The sequence below is a fragment of the Klebsiella sp. GL120222-02 genome, from assembly GCF_003097195.1.
GTDB classification, from domain to species: Bacteria; Pseudomonadota; Gammaproteobacteria; order Enterobacterales; family Enterobacteriaceae; genus Klebsiella; species Klebsiella variicola.
On sequence record NZ_QEQO01000008.1, the window covers coordinates 281681 to 302699 of the forward strand.

Genomic DNA, 21019 nt, shown 5'->3' on the forward strand with positions numbered 1-21019 from the left:
TTATTCGCTTACCGGTTGAGAGGAGTGACGCGAAAAACGCAACCGCAGACGGTCAAAGAAAAGATAGACCACCGGCGTGGTGTAGAGCGTTAACAGCTGGCTCATCACCAGACCGCCGACGATGGTGATCCCCAGCGGCTGGCGCAGCTCAGAGCCATCGCCCCCGGAGAGCACCAGCGGCAGGGCGCCGAACAGCGCCGCCAGGGTGGTCATCATAATCGGCCGGAAACGCAGCAGGCAGGCCTGGAAAATCGCCTCTTCCGGCGCCAGATTGCCGGTGCGCTGCGCCTCAAGGGCAAAATCGACCATCATGATGGCGTTTTTCTTCACGATGCCAATTAATAACATGATCCCGATAAGGGCGATTAGGCTGAACGGGGCATCGAATATCTCCAGCGCCAGCAGGGCGCCCACTCCGGCGGAGGGCAGCGTCGAGAGGATGGTCAACGGATGCACATAGCTCTCATACAGCATCCCCAGCACGATATAGACCGTGGCGATGGCCGCGAGGATCAGGATCACCTGCGCGTTCATGGTCTGCTGAAAGACCTGAGCGGTACCGGCAAAGGAGCCGCGCACGCTCGACGGCACCCCGAGCTGGGTCATCGTGCGGTTAATGGCGTCGCTGGCTTCCGACAGCGAGCGGCCGGTGGGCAGGTTAAAGGAGATAGTGGACGCCGCCGACAGCCCCTGGTGGTTCACCGACAGCGGGGCGTTGGCCGGCTGCCATTTGGCGAAATAGGCCAGCGGGATCGGCTTGCCCTCGCTATTGATAACAAACATCTTGTCGAGGGCGCTGACGTCCTGGGTGTAGGCCGGATCCACCTCCATCACCACCTTGTACTGGTTGAGCGGCTGGTAGATGGTGGAGATTTGCCGCTGGCCGAAGGCGTTGTTCAGCAGGTTGTTGGCGTCCTGGACGCTGATGCCGAGGCGCGACATCGTGTCCCGGTCATAGACCAGGTCCATTTCGGCGCCATTGTCCTGCTGATCCGAGTTGACGTCCGCCAGCTCAGGCAGCGCCGCCAGCGCTTTGCGGATCTTCGGCTCCCACTCGCGCAGCGCCGACAGGTCGTCGGACAGCAGAGTGTACTGATAGCTGGCGTTCGACTGCCGGCCGCCGACGCGAATATCCTGCACCGCCATCAGGAACAGGTTGGCCCCGGGCTCGTTGGACAGCTTTTTGCGCAGCCGGTCGATCACCTGCTGCGCCGTCTCGTGGCGCTGGTCCCGTGGCTTGAGGGTGATAAACATCATCCCGCTGTTGACCCGCGAGCCACCGGTAAAGCCGGTGACGTTATCCACCGCCGGATCTTCACGAATGATCTTCATAAAGTCCTGCAGCTTGCCGCGCATCGCCTGGAAGGAGATGCTCTGGTCGGCCTGAATGCCGCCCATCAGCACCCCGGTGTCCTGCTCCGGAAAGAAGGTTTTCGGGATCGAAATGTAGAGCCAGACGCTGAGGGCGATGGTGCCGAGCACCACCAGGCCGGTCAGCCGGCTGTGCCTGAGCACCCATTTTAACGATTTCCCATAGCCGCCCTGCACGGCCACCAGCAGGCGGCCAAAGCCGCGGTTGCGCGTCGGCTGGTGGGGCTTACCGCTTTTCAGCAGCCAGCCGCACATCATCGGCGTCAGGGTGAGGGACACCGCCAGCGAGATGCCGATCGCCACCGACAGGGTGACGGCGAACTCGCGCAGCAGGCGGCCGGGCAGGCCGCCCATCAGCAGCAGCGGCAGAAACACCGCCACCAGCGACAGGCTCATCGACAGCACGGTAAAGCCGACTTCGCGGCTCCCCTGCAGCGCCGCCTGCAGAGGTTTCATCCCCGCTTCCAGATGGCGGGAGATATTCTCCAGCACCACGATAGCGTCATCCACCACGAAGCCGGTGGCGATGGTCAGAGCCATCAGCGACAGGTTATTGAGGCTGAAGCCGCACAAATACATCGCGGCGAAGGTACCGATTAAGGAAACCGGGACGGCGACGGCCGGGATCAGCGTGGCGCGCCCCGAGCGCAGGAACAGGAATACCACGAGGATCACCAGCGCCACCGATATCACCAGCGTCTGCTCCACCTCCTCCAGCGAAGCACGGATGGTCGGCGAGCGGTCCTGGGCGATCTGCAGGTCGATAGCCGCCGGAATGGTCTGCTGCAGCTCCGGCAGGCGGGCGCGGATGCTGTCCACTGTCTGGATAATATTGGCTTCCGGCAGTTTGCGGATCATCAGCAGGATCGCCGGTTTGGCGTTGGTCATCCCGGCGTTGCGCACGTCCTGCACCGAATCCGAGACGGTGGCGACATCCCCCAGTCGCACTGCGGCGCCATTCTGGTAGTGGACGATCAGCGGCTGATAGTCGGCGGCGGTCTTCAGCTCATCGTTGGTCTGCACCTGCCAGCGGTGCGCGCTGTCCTCCAGCGCCCCCTGCGGTTTGCGCACGTTAGCGTCGCTGATGGCGGTGCGCACCGCGTCCAGCGACACGCCCTGGTTGAACAGCGCCTGCGGGTTGAGGTCGACGCGCACTGCCGGCAGGGAGCTGCCGCCGACGTCGACATCACCCACGCCGTCAATCTGCGCGATGGTCTGCGCCAACTGGGTGGAGGCGAAATCATACAGCTCACCCTGGGAGTAGGTGTCCGAGGTCAGCGTCAGGATCATGATTGGCGCATCGGACGGGTTGGCTTTGCGGTAGGTCGGCCGGCTGGGCATCCCGCTCGGCAGCAGGCTTTGCGCGGCGTTGATCGCCGCCTGAACGTCGCGCGCCGCGCCGTTGATATCGCGGTCGAAGTTAAACTCAAGAATGATGCGCGTACTGCCCAGCGAACTGGAGGAGGTCATCTCATTGACCCCGGCTATCCGTCCCAGGGAGCGTTCCAGCGGGGTGGCCACCGACGAGGCCATGGTTTCCGGGGAGGCTCCCGGCAGCGAGGCGCTAACCATGATCACCGGAAAGTCCACCTGCGGCAGCGGGGCTACCGGCAGCAGCCGGAAGCCGAGAATGCCGCACAGGGTGATGGCCAGCGAGATGAGGATCGTCGCCACCGGGCGGTAAATGAAGAGGGCGAAAAACTTCACTTACGCCTCCTCTTCCTGACGCGGGAAGCGGCGCTTCAGGTGCAGCGACAGGCGGTCGAACAGCAGATAGATCACCGGGGTGGTGAACAGGGTCAGCACCTGGCTGAGCATCAGACCGCCGACCATGCCGATCCCCAGCGGACGCCGCAGCTCCGCGCCGACGCCGGTACTCAGCATCAGCGGCAGGGCGCCGAGCAGGGCGGCGAGGGTCGTCATCAGGATCGGACGAAAACGCAGCAGGCAGGCCTGGTAGATCGCTTCCCGCGGCGGCATGCCCTGCTCGCGTTCGGCGGCCAGCGCGAAGTCGATCATCATGATGGCGTTCTTCTTCACGATGCCGATCAGCAGAATGATGCCGATGATGGCGATCACATCCAGCTCGCTGCCCGCCAGCCACAGCGCCAGTAGCGCCCCGACCCCGGCGGTGGGCAGGGTGGAGAGGATCGTGATCGGATGGATAAAGCTTTCATACAGCACCCCCAGCACGATATACATCGCCACCACCGCGGCGACCACCAGCCAGACGGTGCTGCCGAGCGCCGACTGGAAGGCCAGCGAGCTACCCTGGAACTGGGTGCGGATATCGGTCGGGAAATCCAGCGACTGTTCGGCGGCGAGGATCGCGTCCACCGCTTCGCCCAGCGAATAGTTGTCCGGGACGTTAAACGAGATGGTGGTCACCGGGAACTGATCGAGGTGGTTCACCGACAGCGGGGTAAAGCGCTGCTCCACCGTGGCGATGGCGGTCAGCGGCACGATGCCGCCGTCGCTGCTGGTCAGGCGGATATTATCCAGCGCCGCCAGGCCCGGCGTCGCCTCGGTATCCTGCTCGAGCACCACGCGATACTGATTCGCCTGAGTGTAAATGGTGGAGATCAGCCGCTGGCCGAAGGCGTTGTATAGCGCGTTATCGACATCGGCCATTGAGATGCCGAGGCGGCTGGCGCTGTCGCGATCCACCTTGATATAGGCGGCCAGGCCTTTGTCCTGCCAGTCGCTGCTGACGTCGGCCAGCTGCGGCTGGGCCTGCAGGCGGCTGAGCAGCGGCGGCACCCAGGTGCTCAGCGCCTCGAGGGAGTTTGCCTGCAGGGTGAACTGGTACTGGGTGCGGCTCACCGTGGTGTCGATGGTCAGATCCTGGGTCGGCTGCAGGTAGAGCGCCACGCCCGGGACGCCGTCCACCGCCTGCTGCAGGCGGCTGATCACCGTCTGGACGCGGTCATCGCGTTCATCCAGCGGCTTGAGGTTGATCTGCAGACGGGCGCTGTTCAGCGCCGGGTTGGTGCCGTCGACGCCGACGAACGAGGTCAGGCTCTCCACGGCCGGATCCTTAAGGATAATGCTGGCCACCTGCCGCTGGCGCTCGGCCATGCTGGCGAAAGAGACCGACTGCGGCGCCTGGAGGGTGCCCTGAATAATGCCGTTATCCTGGATCGGGAAGAAGCCTTTCGGGATAAAGACCCACAGGATTATCGACAGCGCCAGGGTGCTCAGCGCGACGCCGAGCGTCAGCCACGGATGGTTCAGCACCCGGCTCAGCCAGCGGCCATAGACGGCGATCACCCGTTCGAAGAAACGCTCGCTGGCCCGGGAGAAACGGTTCTGCTTGCGCAGCGATTCGTGGCTTAACATGCGGGCGCACATCATCGGCGTCAGGGTCAGGGAGACCACCGCCGAGATAAGAATAGCGACGGCAAGGGTGACGGCGAATTCGCGGAACAGACGGCCGACGATATCGCCCATAAACAGCAGCGGGATCAGCACCGCGATCAGCGAGAAGGTGAGGGAGATAATGGTGAAGCCGATTTCCCCGGCGCCTTTCAGCGCGGCGGCCAGCGGCTTCTCGCCTTTTTCGATATAGCGCGAGATGTTCTCGATCACCACGATGGCGTCATCCACCACGAAGCCGGTGGCGATGGTCAGGGCCATCAGCGTCAGGTTATTGATCGAAAAGTCGAGGAACACCATCACCGCGAAAGTGCCCACCAGCGACAGCGGCACCGCGACGCCGGGAATAATGGTCGCCGGGACGTTGCGCAGGAACAGGTAAATGATCATCACCACCAGGGCGATGGCCAGCATCAGCTCAAACTGGGTGTCGCGCACCGAGGCGCGAATGTTGGTGGTCCGGTCGGAGAGGACCTGAACCTTCACCGATTTCGGCAGGCTCTCGGTGAGCTGCGGCAGCATCTGGCGAATGCTGTCGGCGGTGTCGATGATGTTGGCCCCCGGCTGGCGCTGGACGTTCATCACGATGGCCCGCTGCTGGTTGGCCCACGCCCCGAGCCAGCTGTTTTCGGCCCCTTGTTCGACGCTGGCGACATCGCCGAGACGGATCGGCGCCCCGTTCTGATAAGCGATGATCAGACGGCGGTAATCCTCAGCGGACTGCATCTGATCGTTAGCGGAAAGCGTCACCGCGCGGGCCGGGCCGTCGAGGCTGCCTTTCGCCGAGTTAACGTTGGCGCTGGTGATAGCGGTACGCACGGTTTCGCTGGTCAGGCCGAGGGCGGCGATGGCCTGGGCGTTAAGCTTCACCCGCACCGCCGGGCGCTGGCCGCCGGCGAGGGTCACCAGACCGACGCCGGAAACCTGGGAGATCTTCTGCGCCACCCGCGTCTCCACCATGTCCTCCACCTGGGTCATCGGGATCGCGGAGGAGGTGACGGCGAGGGTCATGATCGGCGGATCCGCCGGGTTCACCTTGCTGTACACCGGCGGGTTGGGCAGATCGCTCGGCAGCAGGTTGGTGGCGGCGTTAATGGCCGCCTGCACTTCCTGCTCGGCGACGTCCAGCGGCAGGGTCAGCTGGAACTGCAGCGTGACTACCGAGGCGCCGCCAGAGCTTTGCGACGACATCTGCTTAAGGCCGGACATCTGGCCGAACTGGCGCTCCAGCGGGGCGGTGATAGCGGAGGTCACCACGTCCGGGCTGGCGCCCGGATAGAGCGTAACCACCTGGATGGTCGGGTAATCGACCTCCGGCAGGGCGGAGACCGGCAGGAAGCGGTAGCCGATGATCCCGGCTAACAGGATCGCCACCATCAGCAGAGTGGTGGCGACCGGACGCATAATAAACAGCCGGGACGGGCCGCCGGTGCGGCCTGGGGGTAACACCTGCATCAGGAACGCGCTCCGTGTTTACCGCTCTGGCGCGGAGCGGGCTGCGCCTGCTCGCTGCCGCTGGCGGTGACAACTTCCACTTTCGCCCCTTCGGTCAGGCGGTCAATCCCGTCGGTGACCACGCGATCCCCGGCAGAAAGCCCGGCGCTGATGACCACTTTCTGGCTGTCCTGGATGCCGGGCGTCACGCTGTGTTTGCTGACCTTGTTCTCGTCGTTCAGCACCCACACAAAATGCCCTTCGTTGCCCATCTGCAGGGCGGCGGCGGGGATCACCACCGCGTTCTCTTCGGTATCCACCAGCAGGCGGGCGTTAACGAACTGGTTGGGGAACAGCGCGTCGTCCAGATTGCTGAAGCGCGCCTTCAGCTTGATGGTCCCGGTGGTGGCATCGATCTGGTTGTCGAGACTCAGCAGCTCGCCGACACTAATTTTCTGTTTATTGGTGCGATCCCAGGCTTCGACGCTGAGCGCTTTGCCCGCTTTCTGCGCCTGCACCACCGTGGCGATGCTGTTTTCCGGCAGGGTGAAGACCACGTCGATCGGGTGCGTCTGGGTGAGAACCACAATCCCGGTGGTATCCCCGCTGGAGATCTGGTTGCCAATATCCACCTGCTTTAAGCCGACGCGGCCGTCAATCGGCGCGGTGATGCGGGTCCAGTCGAGCTGCAGCTGGGCGCTGGCGACGGCGGCTTCATCGGCCTTTACGGTGCCAGCGGATTCCACCACCAGCGACTGCTGGGTGTCGAGCTCCTGGCGGGAGACGAGGTTGGTTTTCACCAGCTGCTGGTAACGGGCGAGATCGCGGCGGGCGTTCGCCAGGGTGGCGTTATCTTTCGCCAGCTGACCCTGCGCCTGGGCGAGGGCGACTTTAAACTGGCTGGGGTCGATCTGCGCCAGCAGATCGCCGGCTTTGACCTGCTGTCCCTCCTGGAAGTGAAGGCTCAGTAGCTGGCCGTCGACCCGGCTGCGCACGGTCACGGTATTGGCCGCCGTCACGGTACCCAGCCCGGTGAGATAGCGCGGCACCGCTTGTTCGGTCGCGGTCGCCGCCTGCACCGGCGCCAGCGCGCCGCCGAAACGGCCATGACGCGCGCCGCCCGGCCCCTGCGGGCCTTGTCCCGCTGCGGGAGCGCTGCTGCCGCTCGTGCCACGATCGTGCCAGAACCAGTAGGCGGCTCCGGCGATAATCACTACCGCCAGCGCGGCGCCCCAACGACGTATGTTACTGCCTTTCATTAGTTTACGGTCTCATCCTGAAGCGTTTCGCTGAATGATACTAGTTTAGTGAGGGAAGGGGCCGTAAAAATGGAGGAATTATGAAAAGAAGGTTGAGAAATGTCTGGATAACCGCCGCGACGCCGGGCGGTCTCGTTGGAGATTTCCGGGGTGATATCAACTTTTAGTTTAAAAAAGTAAAAAATAGTTGTATCCGGGAGGGCTTTAATTAGATTTATGCGGTGAATAAATCAGTGCATTTTCATAATAATAACATATGCACTTAAAAATCAACGTGTTAAATAATCAGGGGTCATTGTTGTGGCAAACGCAAACAAACTCACGCTCTTCATCGTCATTTTTATGCTGATGGGGATCCTCTCCGGCGCGGCTATCCATGCCTACGCGACGCCGACCACCATCTCCGCCTGGGCGGATAACATTACGCTGCTGACCGATCTGTTTCTGCGGTTGATCAAAATGGTCATCGCGCCGTTGGTGTTCAGCACCCTGACGGTCGGCATTATGCGTCTCGGCGAGACGGCGACCATTGGCCGGGTAGGCGGGAAGGCGATGGTGTGGTTCATCACCTCCTCGGTATTATCCATTCTCGTCGGGCTGGTGATCGTCACCTTCCAGCACCCGGGCGCCGGGTTAAACCTGGCGGTGCCGAAAGAGGCGGTGGATACCGGCCTGGCGGTCAGCGGCATGAGCCTGAAAGGATTCCTGTCGCATACCATCCCCACCAGCATCACCGAGGCGATGGCCAACAACGAGATCCTGCAGATTGTGGTGTTCTCGATGTTCTTTGGCATCGCCGGCGCGTCGCTGGGCGAGAAGTTTAATGCCCCGCTGGTGGCGGCCCTCAATGTGGTGTCGCACATTATGCTGAAGGTGACGGGCTACGTGATGTACGTTGCGCCGCTGGCTATCTTCGCCGCCATTTCGTCGGTGATTGCCTCCCAGGGGCTGGGGATCCTGCTCAACTACGCTTCGTTCATCGGCGGTTACTACCTGGCGGTGCTGTTGACCAGCGCGGTGCTGATTGCCGTTGGCTATATGGTGCTGAAGAAAGAGGTCTTCCGTCTGCTGAACATGCTGAAGGACCCGGTGCTGGTGGCGTTTACCACCAGCAGCTCCGAAGCGGCCTATCCGAAGACCCTTGAGCGGCTGGTGAAGTTTGGCTGCTCGCGCAATATCGTCTCGTTCGTCCTGCCCATTGGCTACTCGTTCAACCTCGTGGGCTCGATGGTCTACTGCTCCTTCGCCGCGATGTTTATCGCTCAGGCCTATAACGTACCGCTGAGCTTTAGCGAGATTACGGTCATGATGCTGACCCTGATGCTGGCCTCGAAAGGCATCGCCGGGGTGCCGCGCTCGGCGCTGGTGGTGCTGGCGGCCACGATCCCCAGCTTCAATATTCCGGTTGCCGGGATCCTGCTGCTGATGGGTATCGACCATTTCCTCGATATGGGGCGCTCCGCCATCAACGTGTTGGGTAACGGCATCGCCACCGCCATGCTGTCGAAAAACGAAGGTCTGCTGACCGACGAGGAAGCACAGCCGGACTGGGAAGCCGAGAAAGCGGAAGCCTGATCCTGCCGCGCCCTTTCACAGAGGGCGCTATTCCACACGAAAAAAAAGACCCCTGACAGGCACGTCAGGGGTAATGTGACGAAGTATCAGTTTTCCTCGTAACTAGTCTTTTTTCTTATATAAAAACGCGCGGTAACGTCTTTATACCGAGGAAGCGTCAGAGTTTAACGTTATGTTCGGCAGCGCTGGCGCTTTTTTAGCATCCTGCGGCTATTTTCGGATTCCAGACAATATCACTACGGGAATATCTTATTCTCTTCTGTTCGCTATTTGCCTACCAGCGCTCACGTAACAGATTCATAAACTGGAAAAAGTCGTGATTATTATTCAGGCTGTATTTTTCCATAATCTTATTCTTATGGTAAGCGGCGGTGCGGGGACTGACGCGCTGCAGGGCGGCGATTTTACTCATGTCCAGCCCTTCAAGAATACCGTGCACCACAGCGGTCTGCGACCGCGACAGGACACGATGCGGGCAGCTGGCGCAGCTCAGTTCCCGGCTCGTGGCGTCAGTGGCCGACGGGTCCATACAATGCTGTAGTTCGCTTTTAATGATCGCCAGCAGCTGTGGAATACTGGCCGTTTTCAGCGAGACAAAAATGACTCCTTTCAGGCAATTAATCATGAAATCGTCTTCCGGCAGCTGGTCGTAGCTGTGGAGGATAATCAGGGAGCTGCCTTTTTTTCTGTTTTTAATCAGGGTATTGCACAGATAGATTTCACCAGGGATCACTTCGCATATAATAATATCTTCGTCTGACAGGTCGTTATTGCGCCAGGAGAAACGGGCCCGCATATCGTCCCGGGAGAGATCATTAACCATGGCGACCAGCGATTCACGTACAAAGGTGTTGCGGGTATTGATGGTGACATTAATGTTTCTCATGGCGTTATTTCCTTATGCAAAACATAACGCCATGCTGTGACAAATCCTCCGGGCGTATGCGGTGTGTTGATTTTATAAACGTACCTGTAATCGTTTTTAATTATTATAAAGTGAATTATTTACGACGCGTCGAACGCTTATCGTTAAACGTAAACTTCTGCCGTCTCCTGTCTTTTAGATAGGAAATAAAACTGTATACAGAGATGCTGAAGAAAAATATGCATAGCAATAATATTAACCACGTTTGCATGGCCATCGTTTTTACCTTATTTGTGCTGCATGGTGTCAGAATTTACCGCGAACGGCTATTACGTTTTGTTATATGTTTTCCTGTCCACTGAAAATCATACGACATCATCCTGATGTGCTAGCACTATAAGAAAGTTCTTAAGCGCGTCGTCAGTCTCATTCCTCTCATTTCTCTCAGAAAATGAGAAAAATTAACACTTGCGAGTTATTCACCCACCGCGCAGCGGCCAGATCGCGCTTTCGATCAGGAAATAAACGCCAGTCCTTTGCCAAAGATCGCTCGTACGGGCAGGTGGATCCCTTGCTGGCGCGCTTTATGGCGCAGGCGGCTAATCACCACGTCGATGCGGTGCAGGTCAGGCTCGCTGTCGTGGGAAAACAGGCAGGCATGGAGGTCCAGCTTGCTGCACACCTCGTTGCGATTGCGCATTAACAGCTCCACCAGACGGTACTCCTGCTGGGTTAACTCCAGCGTCCGGGCATCGGGAGAAATCAGTTTATCCTCATGCAGACGCCACAGTCCGGTGGCGGCGGATGACGCGGTGCCGGGCGCCTCCGATGGAAGGGCGGCGGGTCGATCCTGCTGCAGGCGGGCGCCAAGGGCGGTGAGGGTCTCCGCAAGGTGGGCGAAGTTAACCGGCTTGATCAGGTAAGCATCGGCCCCAAGGCTGAGCGCCTGCAGTTTATCCTGCTGCTGGCCGCGGGCGCTGACCACCACCAGACCGTAATGCCCCAGCTCATGCAGGTAGCTCAGCACGCTGAAGCCATCTTCCCCGGGCAGGCCGATATCAATCAGCACGATGTCCACCGGATGGCTATGCAGTTGTCGCCAGAAGGCTTCGGCGCTGCGCGAGCCCCACACCTCGAAGCCGCGATAGCCCAGCCAGGCCAGCAGTTCATCCAGCAGATCGGCGTTATCTTCAATTATCGCCAGCCGTAAAGCCATACGTCGTTCTCCTCTTAAGCAACTGTCGGGAGGGTGAGAATAAAGGTGCAGCCGTCCGGGCCATGCTCGGCCAGCCACAGTTTGCCATCATGAGCCTGCACGATCTGACGCGCAACATACAGTCCGAGACCGGTGCCGCCCGGCACCGGCGACGTGTGCTCGCCGCGACGATAGCGCTCAAAGATCAGTTCCGCTTGCCCGTCGGGCAGGCCCGGGCCGTGGTCGCGAATGCGCAGCTCGGTATGCCCGGCTTCGGAGCGGATATCGATGGCGATTTCACCGGGGGGCGAATACTTCACCGCGTTATCCAGCAGATTGGCGATGGCGATGCACAGCAGGCCGGCATCGGCCTGCAGCTGCGGGCTTTCCACCGCGCCGTGATGGCGGATGTTCAGGTAATGGTCGTGGGAGATGGCCACCACCGAGGCGGCCATGTTGATCACCGACAGCAGGGCGGTCTGCTGGCGATCGACGTGCAGGTCGTGTGAGGCGAGCCGGGCGTCGGCAAGGCAGTTATCGGTGAGCTGCACCAGACGGGTGGCGGCGCGCCCGATGCGATCGAAGCGCGCCTCCTGGCTGGCCGAGGCGGCCGAGAGGCGGAGATTTTCCAGCGCTGCCTGGATCACCGCCAGCGGCGTGCGGAATTCGTGCGCTACCATGCCCATAAACTGTCGCTGATGGAAGCTGGCTTCACGCTCAATCTGCAGCTCACGCGCCAGGCGCTGCTTCTGCTCCAGCTGGCGGTTTTCAGCGCGCACCCGCAGGATGGCAATGATCAGCACCGTAATGATGTGGACGATCAGCGCATACTGCCAGAGGGAATAGATCGCCATATGGAACGGGATTATCCCGTGGATAGACAACTGCACCAGCACCGCGGCGGCGACGTAGAACGGCGGCAGCAGACCCAGCAGCAGAGTGTTACGGTCGATGGCTTTTTTGCGCCACAGCCACCAGGAGGTGAACAGCAGCACCGGGGTGATAATGATGAAGATCACCCCTTCAATCTGCATCGCGAAGCCGTAAAACCCGAGCGGAATACTGACCTGCAGCACCAGGTTGAGGACCACCGCGGCGATCAGCAGCTGATGAAGCCGCGGCATATTCTTCTTCAAATCAAAAATCTCGCTGTGCAGCCAGAGGGCGGTAGCATAGCTGAACAGAGAGAGGCTGCTGATCATGAAGTCCTGGAACGGCAGCGCCGCGTGGCCGAAAAACCACTCCGGGAAGCCGTGCAGGGCGGCCACCAGCGGATAATTGAGCGAGAAAAGACAGATGCCCCACAGCAGACGCCGGCGCAGGGCCAGCGCCAGCCACAGCGCCACGCCGCTGGCGACGGCGGCCAGGCCGAAATAGAAGCTCCAGAAAGCGGTGTCGGCGGTCGCCCGTTGCACAAATTCCTGCGGCGAAGAGAGCGAGGCCAGCAGGATCAGGGTGCTGGTGCTGTGCAGGCGAAAGACCACCTCATAGCCAGCGGCGGTTGGCGGCGGGGGGATAATCAGCACGCTTTCCCGGTAGTGCAGGTCGCTCTCGCGGGCGACGTCGCGGTCGCCAAAGGTGCGCTGTTCCCAGGGGGCATCGCTGCCCAGAGGCCGGTAGTAAATGGTCAGATGGTCGACAAAAGAGGGGCCCAGCTGCAGCCAGCGCGGCTCCCCGGCAAACCACGTTCCCGGCAGCTCGCTGCGCAGCCACCAGGTTTTTCGCGAATAACCAAAGGAGGGGATCTGCCGGGTGGTGGCGAGCTGGTCGATGGGCAGGGCGGCAAAGCGATCGATGGTCATCTGGCCGCTGGCGTCCGCGTACCACTGGACCGGAATATCAATGCCCACCTGGCGCGTCGCCGCCTGCGCCTGTGGGGCGACCAGCAGCAAGAGTAATCCACAGCTGAGCAGCCAGCCTGCCAGGAACTGCGGCCGGCAACGCCGGACCGCTGCGAAGATCGCAGACACCCTTTTCAATCACGCCCCCTTGCGGCATGCCAACGATACAGACCGCAGACATCTGGCTACGGTATGGATAATACGCCCCCGGAAGTGGGGAAGAGTGGACAGGCCTGTCCGGACGAACAGGCCATTTTGCGTGGGAGACCAGGAATATTCCAGCGTAATCTGCATCGGCAGGATCAGGACAGACCTGCTGCGCGGCGGCGGTGGGCTGGGGTTAGCGGAAAACCACCTGCGCCCAGCGGGCCAGCCCGGCGGTTACCGAGCCAAAATCATCGCCACCGGCCAGCGGAATACCCGGCAGCTGGGCGGTCAGCGCCTTTTTGATCAGCGGCGAGCGGGCGCTGCCGCCGGTAAGATAGATCACATCCGGGGTGGTCTGGCTGCTGTCGAGCGCGAGCTGCACCTGTTCCATAATGCGGGTCAACGGTTGATCCAGCGCGGCTTCCAGACCCTGCTGGGCGATGGCGGTGGCCAGCTCGTCCTGAATAAACGGCAGCGCGGTTTCGACGCTGGCGGCGCTGGAGAGGGCGATTTTGCTCTCTTCGGCGCTGCGCACCAGACGATAGCTGAGACGCTGGCGCCAGACCTTCAGCAGCAGAGCCACCTTGTCGGCATCCCGGGCGCTGCGCAGCAGATCGTTAAGCAGACGGCCGTTGGCGGTGCTGTAGAAATCACTCTGCGCCGGCACGTCGTTGATTGCCACCGCGTTCCACCACGGGAGGATCGGCAGCGCGGTGCCTTTCTCCGTTTCGCCGCCCATACCGAGAAGGGGCATCAGGCATTTGAAGGCCAGGGCAATGTCGAGGTCGTTGCCGCCGATGCGGCAGCCGCTGTGGCCGAGCAGGCTCTGCTGGCGGTCGGCGCGCTCCCGCCACTGCGGGCCCATCAATAGCAAGGAACAGTCGGTGGTTCCACCGCCGATATCGACGACCAGCACCCGTTTTTCTTCATTGAGGGTGGCTTCGAAATCGAGCCCGGCGGCAACCGGTTCAAACTGGAAGACCACATCGCGGAAACCGGCGCGGAGAGCCGCCCGCTCAAGGATCCCCTGCGCCTGGGCGTTCGCGTCGTCGCCGCCGAGGCCCTGGAAGTTAATCGGTCGGCCAATCACCGCCTGGTCGATCTGCTCGGGCAGCTGGCTCTCAGCCTGCAGTTTGATGTGCAGCATCATGGCGCAGACCAGGTCTTCAAACAGGGCCACCTGCTGCGGCTTCAGCCCGCTGGCGCCGAGGAAGGATTTTGGCGATTTAACGAAGTAAACCTCTTCCGGATCTTCAACATACTGATGCAGCGAGGCGAGACCGAACTGCACGCTGTTGCGCAGCACCTCGATGTCTTCGTCGCGGTTGGCGGCAATGGCCCGGCGCAGCAGCGCCTGGTTTTCATCGCTGTGGGTGGGGACGTCATGATGGCGATAGAGCCACTCGCTGACCGCTTCGCGCGTTGGCGCGCAGAGCATCGAGGGCAGCAGCGCGCTGCCGTTTTCCAGTGTCAACAGCTGAGGGGTGTTTTCCCGCATCACGGCCACCGAACAGTTGGCGGTGCCGTAGTCAAAACCAATAAACATCGTCTGCAAAATCCCCATGCCGGTGAAGAAGGGGGGCGACTTTAGCGGATCGTCGCCAAGCCGACAACTGGAATTTAAAAGCAAGGCGCTGACGGTCAAGGGCGACTATCATTGAAACGCTATATAAAGGAGAGCTTATGGTGCTGTTACCCTGGACCCCGCCTTACGACTGGGCGTGGATGGTTGGTTTTCTGAAGGCGCGTGCCGTCGCCGGCGTCGAGCGCTTTGATGAAGGAGGCTATAGTCGCAGCTTTGGCGTTGAAGGGCATCGCGGGCTGATTCATCTGGCGCCGGACGAAGAGGCGCAGGGCCTGCGGGTGACCCTCTCCTCGGGGCTGCAACCGGTGGCGGAGATCTGCTATGCGCGAATTGGCCAGCTGTTTGATTTAGCCTGCGACCCGCGGCAGGTCGCCGGGGCGTTGGGCTTTCTGGCCCAGGCGCGGCCGGGGCTGCGCCTGCCGGGGGCGCTGGATGCCTTCGAACAGGCGGTGCGGGCGGTGCTGGGCCAGCTGGTGAGCGTGGCGATGGCCGCCCGGCTCACTGCCAAAGTGGCGGCTGGCTGGGGCGAACCGCTGACGGAGGCGCCCGGCTATGTGTTATTCCCGACGCCAGAGGCGCTGTCCCGGGCCGACCCGCAGGCGCTGAAGGCGCTGGGAATGCCGCTTCGGCGTGCGGAGGCGCTGATCCACCTCGCCCGGGCGGCGCTCAGCGGCGAGCTGCCCCTGACGGCGCCAGCGGACATCGACGCCGGGCTGCGTCAACTGCAGAGCCTGCCCGGGATTGGCCGCTGGACGGCAAACTACTTTGCTCTGCGCGGCTGGCAGGCGAAAGATATCTTTTTGCCGGATGATTACCTGATTAAACAGCGCTTTCCGGGAATGACCCCGGCCGCCATCGCTCGCTATGCCCGTCGCTGGCAGCCGATGCGATCGTATGCGCTGTTGCATATCTGGTATACCGATGACTGGATCCCGGCGGCGGAATAGCCGTCCGGGGCGCATACCACTGGTATCGGGACGCTGAAATCCCTATAATTGCCGCGTTTGGCGGTCCGCCGCCACCCTCCATCTCTATCCAGGTTAATCAGGTCGCAAAAATTTATGACTGATATGTCCCATCAGTGCGTCATTGTAGGTATCGCCGGCGCATCGGCTTCTGGCAAAAGTCTTATTGCCAGTACTCTTTATCGCGAATTGCGTGAACAAGTTGGCGACGAACATATTGGCGTCATTCCGGAAGACAGCTATTACAAAGATCAAAGTCATCTGTCGATGGAAGAGCGCGTCAAAACCAACTATGACCACCCGAGCTCAATGGACCACAGTCTGTTGTTCCAGCACCTGCAGATGCTGAAAAGCGGCCAGCCGATTGAACTGCCGGTCTATAGCTACGTCGAGCATACCCGCACGCCGAACACCATTCACGTCGAGCCGAAGAAGGTGATCATTCTTGAAGGGATCCTGCTGCTGACCGACGCGCGCCTGCGTAACGAGCTTAACTTCTCTATTTTCGTCGACACCCCGCTCGATATTTGCCTGATGCGCCGTATTAAGCGCGACGTTAACGAGCGCGGCCGCTCCATGGACTCGGTGATGGCCCAGTACCAGAAGACTGTGCGCCCGATGTTCCTGCAGTTTATTGAACCGTCGAAGCAGTATGCCGACATCATCGTGCCGCGCGGCGGCAAAAACCGCATCGCGATTGATATTCTGAAGGCCAAAATCAGTCAGTTCTTTGAATAACCTGGCCGAATTGTGTAACGTGCAAAGAGTAGCCCTGTTGCCCTCTCCGCCGCGAAGCGTGCGGGAAGCAGCCTTATAAGGAGAAAGCCCATGCGTCTGTGTGACCGAGATATCGAAGCCTGGTTGGATGAAGGGCGACTCGCCATCAATCCGCGCCCACCCGTTGAGCGTATTAATGGCGCGACGGTTGATGTACGGCTGGGTAATAAATTCCGCACCTTCCGCGGCCACACGGCGCCGTTTATCGATTTAAGCGGTCCGAAGGCCGAGGTCAGCGCCGCGCTGGACCGCGTGATGAGCGAAGAGATTGTCCTGCCGGAAGGGGAGGCCTTTTTCCTGCATCCGGGCGAACTGGCGCTGGCGGTGACCTATGAGTCAGTCACCCTACCTGCCGATCTGGTGGGCTGGCTGGACGGACGCTCCTCACTGGCGCGGCTGGGGCTGATGGTGCACGTTACCGCGCACCGCATCGACCCGGGCTGGTCCGGCTGCATCGTGCTTGAGTTCTACAACTCCGGCAAACTGCCGCTGGCGCTGCGCCCGGGAATGCCTATCGGCGCGCTAAGCTTTGAGCCATTATCGGGCCCGGCGGCCCGGCCGTATAACCGCCGTGAAGACGCCAAATATCGCGACCAGCAGGGCGCGGTGGCGAGCCGAATCGACAAGGATTGATAACGTCAACGGGGTGTTGCTGAGGGTGCCATGAGACGAATACTGACAACGCTGATGATCCTGCTGGCGGTCATTGTCGCCGGGCTTACCTCGTTGGTATTGCTGGTCAATCCCAACGATTTTCGCGCCTATATGGTGCATGAGGTGGCAGAGCGCAGCGGTTATCAGCTTGAACTCGATGGCCCGCTGCGCTGGCACGTCTGGCCGCAGCTCAGCATTCTCAGCGGACGCATGACGCTGACAGCCCGGGGCGCCGAAGAGCCGGTGATCCGCGCCGACAACATGCGCCTCGACGTGGCGCTGCTGCCGTTGCTGTCGCACCAGCTGCAGGTGAAGCAGGTGATGCTCAAGGGGGCGGTGATCCAGCTGACCCCGAAAACCGAAGCGGTTCGCGATAGCGCTGCGCCGGTGGTGCCGCATGACAACACCCTGCCGCAGGCTCCGGAGGACCGCGGGTGGTCCTACGACGTGCGCCAGCTGCAGGTGGCCGACAGCGTGCTCTTCTTCCAGCATGAGAACGGCGAGCAGGTCACTGTGCGTGATATCCGCCTGCAAATGGAGCAGGATGAGAATCACCGGGCCACCGTCGACTTCTCCGGCCGGATCAACCGCGACCAGCGCGACCTGGCGCTGAGCTTCTCCGCTACCGTGCAGGGCGGCGACTATCCCCACTCCTTAAAAGCCGACTTTAGCCAGCTAAGCTGGCAGCTGCGCGGCGCCGAGCTGCCCCCTGATGGCATTAATGGCCAGGGCAGTCTGCAGGCCAGCTGGCAGGAAGATGGCAAAACTCTGCGCTTTGACAACCTGAATCTGATGGCCAGCGGCAGTACCCTTACCGGCAACGGCAGCGTGGTGCTGGGGGATCGCCCGGACTGGTCGCTGGATCTCCACGCGACCACCCTGAATCTCGACAGCCTGCTGGCGCCCTCCTCGCCAGCGACCGACAGCAGCGCCAGCCAGCAGGGCCAGAGCCAGACGCGACCGCTGCGTCCGGTGATCGCCGACAGCGATGAGCGCGAAGATTACCAGAGCCTGCGCGGCTTTAACGGCCGGATGGCCCTGAGCGCCGACCAGTTGCAGTGGCGCGGCCTGAACTTCACCCAGGTGCAGAGCGAAATCAGCAACCAGCAGGGGCTGCTGACGGTCAGCAAAATGCAGGGCAACCTCGACGGCGGGCAGCTCTCTCTCCCCGGCACTCTGGATGCCCGTGGCGACACGCCGCAGGCGACGTTCCAGCCGGCGCTGCAGAATGTGGAGATCGGTTCGCTGATCAAAGCCTTTAACTATTCATTAAACCTGACCGGCAAGCTGTCGCTGACCGGCGAGTTTTCCGGAACACGCATTGACGCGGATGATTTCCGCCGTCACTGGCAGGGGCAGGCCCAGCTGCAGATGGCCGATACCCGTACCGAGGGGCTGAATTTCCAGCAACTGGTGCAGCAGGCCGTGGAGCGCAGCACCAACGTGCGGGCGCAGGAGAATTACGACAATGCCACCCGCCTGGATTCTGTTAGCAGCCAGCTGACGCTGGATAACGGGGTGGTGACGCTGAACCGCCTGCAGGGGCAGTCCGACGTGATGGCGATGACCGGCGAAGGTCAGCTTGATCTGCAGAAGGAGAACTGCGATATGCGCTTTAACGTGCGCGTGCTCGGCGGCTGGAAAGGGGAGGGCAAACTTATCGACCGCCTGAAACAGACCGCCATCCCGCTGCGCATCTACGGCGACTGGCAGTCGCTGAGCTACAGTCTGCAGGTTGATCAGATCCTGCGCAAACAGCTACAGGATGAAGCGAAGCAGCGTCTCAACGACTGGGTTGAGCGTAATAAAGGCAGCAAAGAGAGCAAAGACGCCAAAAAGCTGCTCGATAAGCTGTAATCTCCACCCCCGCGGCCCGGGCCTTCCGGGCTGCGAGATTGTCGTCAGAGGGTGTGCCACGTTGATGCCGGGTGGCGGCTACGCCTGACCCAGCCTGGGTTTTGTGCAATATCATCGGCTTGAGTCGCTATCCATGTAGGCCTGATAAGCGAAGCGCCATCAGGCAGTGTGGCTGCTGTAGAGCATCAATTCCCCGTGATGAGAGAATGTCGTCAAAGAGTGGAGCCCCGTGGATGCCGGGTGGCGGCTACGTCTGACCCGGCCTGGGTTGTGCGGTGGGGGTAATACCCCGGTCTGCATTGCCATCCCGTAGGCCTGATAAGCGCAGCGCCATCAGGCATGGGTTTGATTATCCATCCCACCGCCCGGGATACCCCGGGCCGTTTTATGCCTGACGATTACACCTCATAATCCAGCTCATCCTGCTTTGCCGGCGGGACGATCTGCACCTTCTGCACCCGATGGCTGTCGACCTGCAGCGTGCGCAGGATATAGCCGTCAATCTCAATGGTCTCCCCCACCTGCGGCACATGCTGCAGATACTCCATCAGCAGACCGGCGACGGTGTGGTACTCCCGTTTATCATCCAGCGGCAGCGGAACGTACTGCACCAGGTCCTCCAGCGGCATATGGCCGTTAACCGTCCACGAACCGTCCTGATGATGCTGAATATCGTGCCGGGCGTCGATCTCCTCCACCTCGTTAGGCAGATTACCGGCGATAGTCTCCATCACGTCGCTCAGGGTCACAATCCCCTCGACGGAACCAAACTCATCGACCACAAAGGCGAAGTGGGTGCGGGCCTGACGGAACTGCTCAAGCGCGGAGAGGAGCGGTAACCCCTCCGGAAAGACCAACGGCTGGCGGACCAGCACCTGCAGATCCAGCGGCTCCTGGCGCAGGGACTGCTGGAGCAGGTCAATAACGTGAACCACTCCCAGCAGGTCTTCATTATCTTTCCCACCGGTCACCACCAGCCGGGTGTGCTGATTTTTCTCCACCAGGCTGCGGATCTCTTCCTCGGGCGCGCTGAGGTTGATGCGCTCGATATCATGGCGCGACGTCATAATACTGCTGACGCTGCGCTGATTAAGGTTCAGCACCCGCTCAATCATCAACCGTTCCTGCGGATTAAACAAAGGACGATGGTCCTGATCGGCCACCAGCGACGCCGTGTCAGCATCCAGTTCAGCTTTTTCCTTCTGGCCGCTCAGCAGGTTCATCACCGCCTCGGTGGTGCGCTGACGCAGCGTCATATTGGCCGACAGGAAGCGACGGCGGTTAAACAGCGCCAGCTGGTTAAGGGCTTCAATCATGACCGAGAAGCCAATCGCCGCGTACAGATAGCCTTTCGGAATAATAAAGCTGAAGCCTTCAGCAATCAGGCTGAAGCCGATCATCAGCAGGAAGCTCAGACAGAGGATGACAATGGTCGGGTGGCTGTTAACGAAGCGCGTCAGGGCCTTGCTGGCCATCAGCATCAGGCTGATGGCGATGATCACCGCGGCCATCATCACCGCCAGGTGGTCGACCATGCCGACGGCGGTGATCACCGAGTCGAGCGAAAAGATGGCGTCGAGCACCACGATCTGCGCCACCACGGCCCAGAATTTCGCCCCTCTGCGCTGGGTGGGATTATCGCTGTCCTTCCCCTCCAGCCGTTCGTTGAGTTCGACGGTGGCTTTAAACAGCAGAAATAAGCCGCCGAACAGCATAATTAAATCGCGGGCGCTGAAGCTGAAGTCGTGAAAAACAATCAGCGGTTTGGTCAGGGTCACCAGCCAGGAGATAGAGGCCAGCAGCAGCAGACGCATGACCATCGCCAGCAGCAGACCGGTGATACGAGCGCGGTCGCGCTGGGCGGGCGGCAGCTTTTCGGCGAGGATAGCGATGAAAACCAGGTTATCGATACCCAACACCAGTTCGATAACCACCAGCGTGACGAGACCTGCCCAGATTGACGGATCGGCAATCCATTCCATATGTATTAAAACCTGTACGACTGCGGTATGTGTTACCACGATCATGGATAAGATGAGTCTAAAATGCAATAACGACGCGGATATCACTCCGCCAGGGGTGGATATATTTCCAGCAAATTAAGAGAACAGAAAAGAAT

General features: G+C 60.8%; 14 protein-coding genes. 5 read left to right on the top strand and 9 right to left on the bottom strand.

The window, feature by feature from the left end; genetic code table 11:
• Genes mdtC through N438_RS22410 form a run of 3 tightly spaced genes read right to left on the bottom strand, consistent with a single transcriptional unit; the run spans window position 1 to window position 7439 of the window.
• Window positions 1-3078 (bottom strand): multidrug efflux RND transporter permease subunit MdtC, encoded by a 3078-nt coding sequence (mdtC, locus tag N438_RS22400; RefSeq protein ID WP_116696520.1) that lies wholly within the window; start codon window positions 3076-3078, stop codon window positions 1-3.
• Window positions 3079-6201, bottom strand: coding sequence for an MdtB/MuxB family multidrug efflux RND transporter permease subunit (locus N438_RS22405; RefSeq protein ID WP_012541066.1), 3123 nt, complete (start codon window positions 6199-6201; stop codon window positions 3079-3081).
• Window positions 6201-7439 carry an MdtA/MuxA family multidrug efflux RND transporter periplasmic adaptor subunit gene (locus tag N438_RS22410; protein ID WP_012541067.1) on the bottom strand — a complete coding sequence of 413 codons (1239 nt, stop codon included), beginning with the start codon at window positions 7437-7439 and terminating at the stop codon, window positions 6201-6203. The genes N438_RS22405 and N438_RS22410 overlap by 1 nt, the downstream gene beginning before the upstream one ends.
• Before the next feature lie 300 nt (window positions 7440-7739).
• On the opposite strand from N438_RS22410, the gene N438_RS22415 reads away from it, so the two are divergent.
• Window positions 7740-9014 carry a dicarboxylate/amino acid:cation symporter gene (locus N438_RS22415; protein WP_008804082.1) on the top strand — a complete coding sequence of 425 codons (1275 nt, stop codon included), beginning with the start codon at window positions 7740-7742 and terminating at the stop codon, window positions 9012-9014.
• Window positions 9015-9288: 274 nt separating this feature from the next.
• Here the strand turns inward: N438_RS22415 and N438_RS22420 are convergent, their stop codons facing one another.
• From N438_RS22420 to yegD, 5 genes are all read right to left on the bottom strand, one after another.
• Window positions 9289-9900 (bottom strand): response regulator transcription factor, encoded by a 612-nt coding sequence (locus tag N438_RS22420; RefSeq protein ID WP_008804083.1) that lies wholly within the window; start codon window positions 9898-9900, stop codon window positions 9289-9291.
• A 115-nt stretch (window positions 9901-10015) separates the two neighbouring features.
• Window positions 10016-10156 carry a small membrane protein gene (locus N438_RS29175; protein WP_046621842.1) on the bottom strand — a complete coding sequence of 47 codons (141 nt, stop codon included), beginning with the start codon at window positions 10154-10156 and terminating at the stop codon, window positions 10016-10018.
• Between the two features lie 237 nt (window positions 10157-10393).
• Window positions 10394-11095 (bottom strand): response regulator transcription factor, encoded by a 702-nt coding sequence (locus N438_RS22425; protein ID WP_012541069.1) that lies wholly within the window; start codon window positions 11093-11095, stop codon window positions 10394-10396.
• Window positions 11096-11109: 14 nt separating this feature from the next.
• Entirely contained in the window at window positions 11110-12966 is a 1857-nt protein-coding gene (locus N438_RS22430) for a sensor histidine kinase (RefSeq protein ID WP_110191926.1), read from the bottom strand.
• Between the two features lie 289 nt (window positions 12967-13255).
• A complete protein-coding gene (gene yegD, locus N438_RS22435) occupies window positions 13256-14608 on the bottom strand; it encodes a molecular chaperone (protein WP_016531337.1) in 1353 nt (450 codons plus the stop codon).
• Window positions 14609-14745: 137 nt separating this feature from the next.
• Between yegD and alkA the strand changes: the two genes are divergently transcribed.
• From alkA to asmA, 4 genes are all read left to right on the top strand, one after another.
• The gene (alkA, locus tag N438_RS22445; protein WP_049157409.1) at window positions 14746-15594 is read left to right on the top strand and encodes a DNA-3-methyladenine glycosylase 2; all 849 of its coding nucleotides are present in this window, start codon (window positions 14746-14748) and stop codon (window positions 15592-15594) included.
• A 114-nt stretch (window positions 15595-15708) separates the two neighbouring features.
• Window positions 15709-16350 carry a uridine kinase gene (gene udk, locus N438_RS22450; RefSeq protein ID WP_002912442.1) on the top strand — a complete coding sequence of 214 codons (642 nt, stop codon included), beginning with the start codon at window positions 15709-15711 and terminating at the stop codon, window positions 16348-16350.
• Window positions 16351-16440: 90 nt separating this feature from the next.
• Entirely contained in the window at window positions 16441-17022 is a 582-nt protein-coding gene (dcd, locus tag N438_RS22455) for a dCTP deaminase (RefSeq protein WP_004151145.1), read from the top strand.
• Between the two features lie 30 nt (window positions 17023-17052).
• Entirely contained in the window at window positions 17053-18900 is a 1848-nt protein-coding gene (gene asmA / locus N438_RS22460) for an outer membrane assembly protein AsmA (RefSeq protein WP_008804088.1), read from the top strand.
• 398 nt (window positions 18901-19298) lie between these two features.
• Here the strand turns inward: asmA and N438_RS22465 are convergent, their stop codons facing one another.
• Window positions 19299-20882, bottom strand: a complete 1584-nt coding sequence (locus N438_RS22465) for a TerC family protein (protein WP_116696521.1) — start codon at window positions 20880-20882, stop codon at window positions 19299-19301.
• Window positions 20883-21019: the final 137 nt, after the last annotated feature.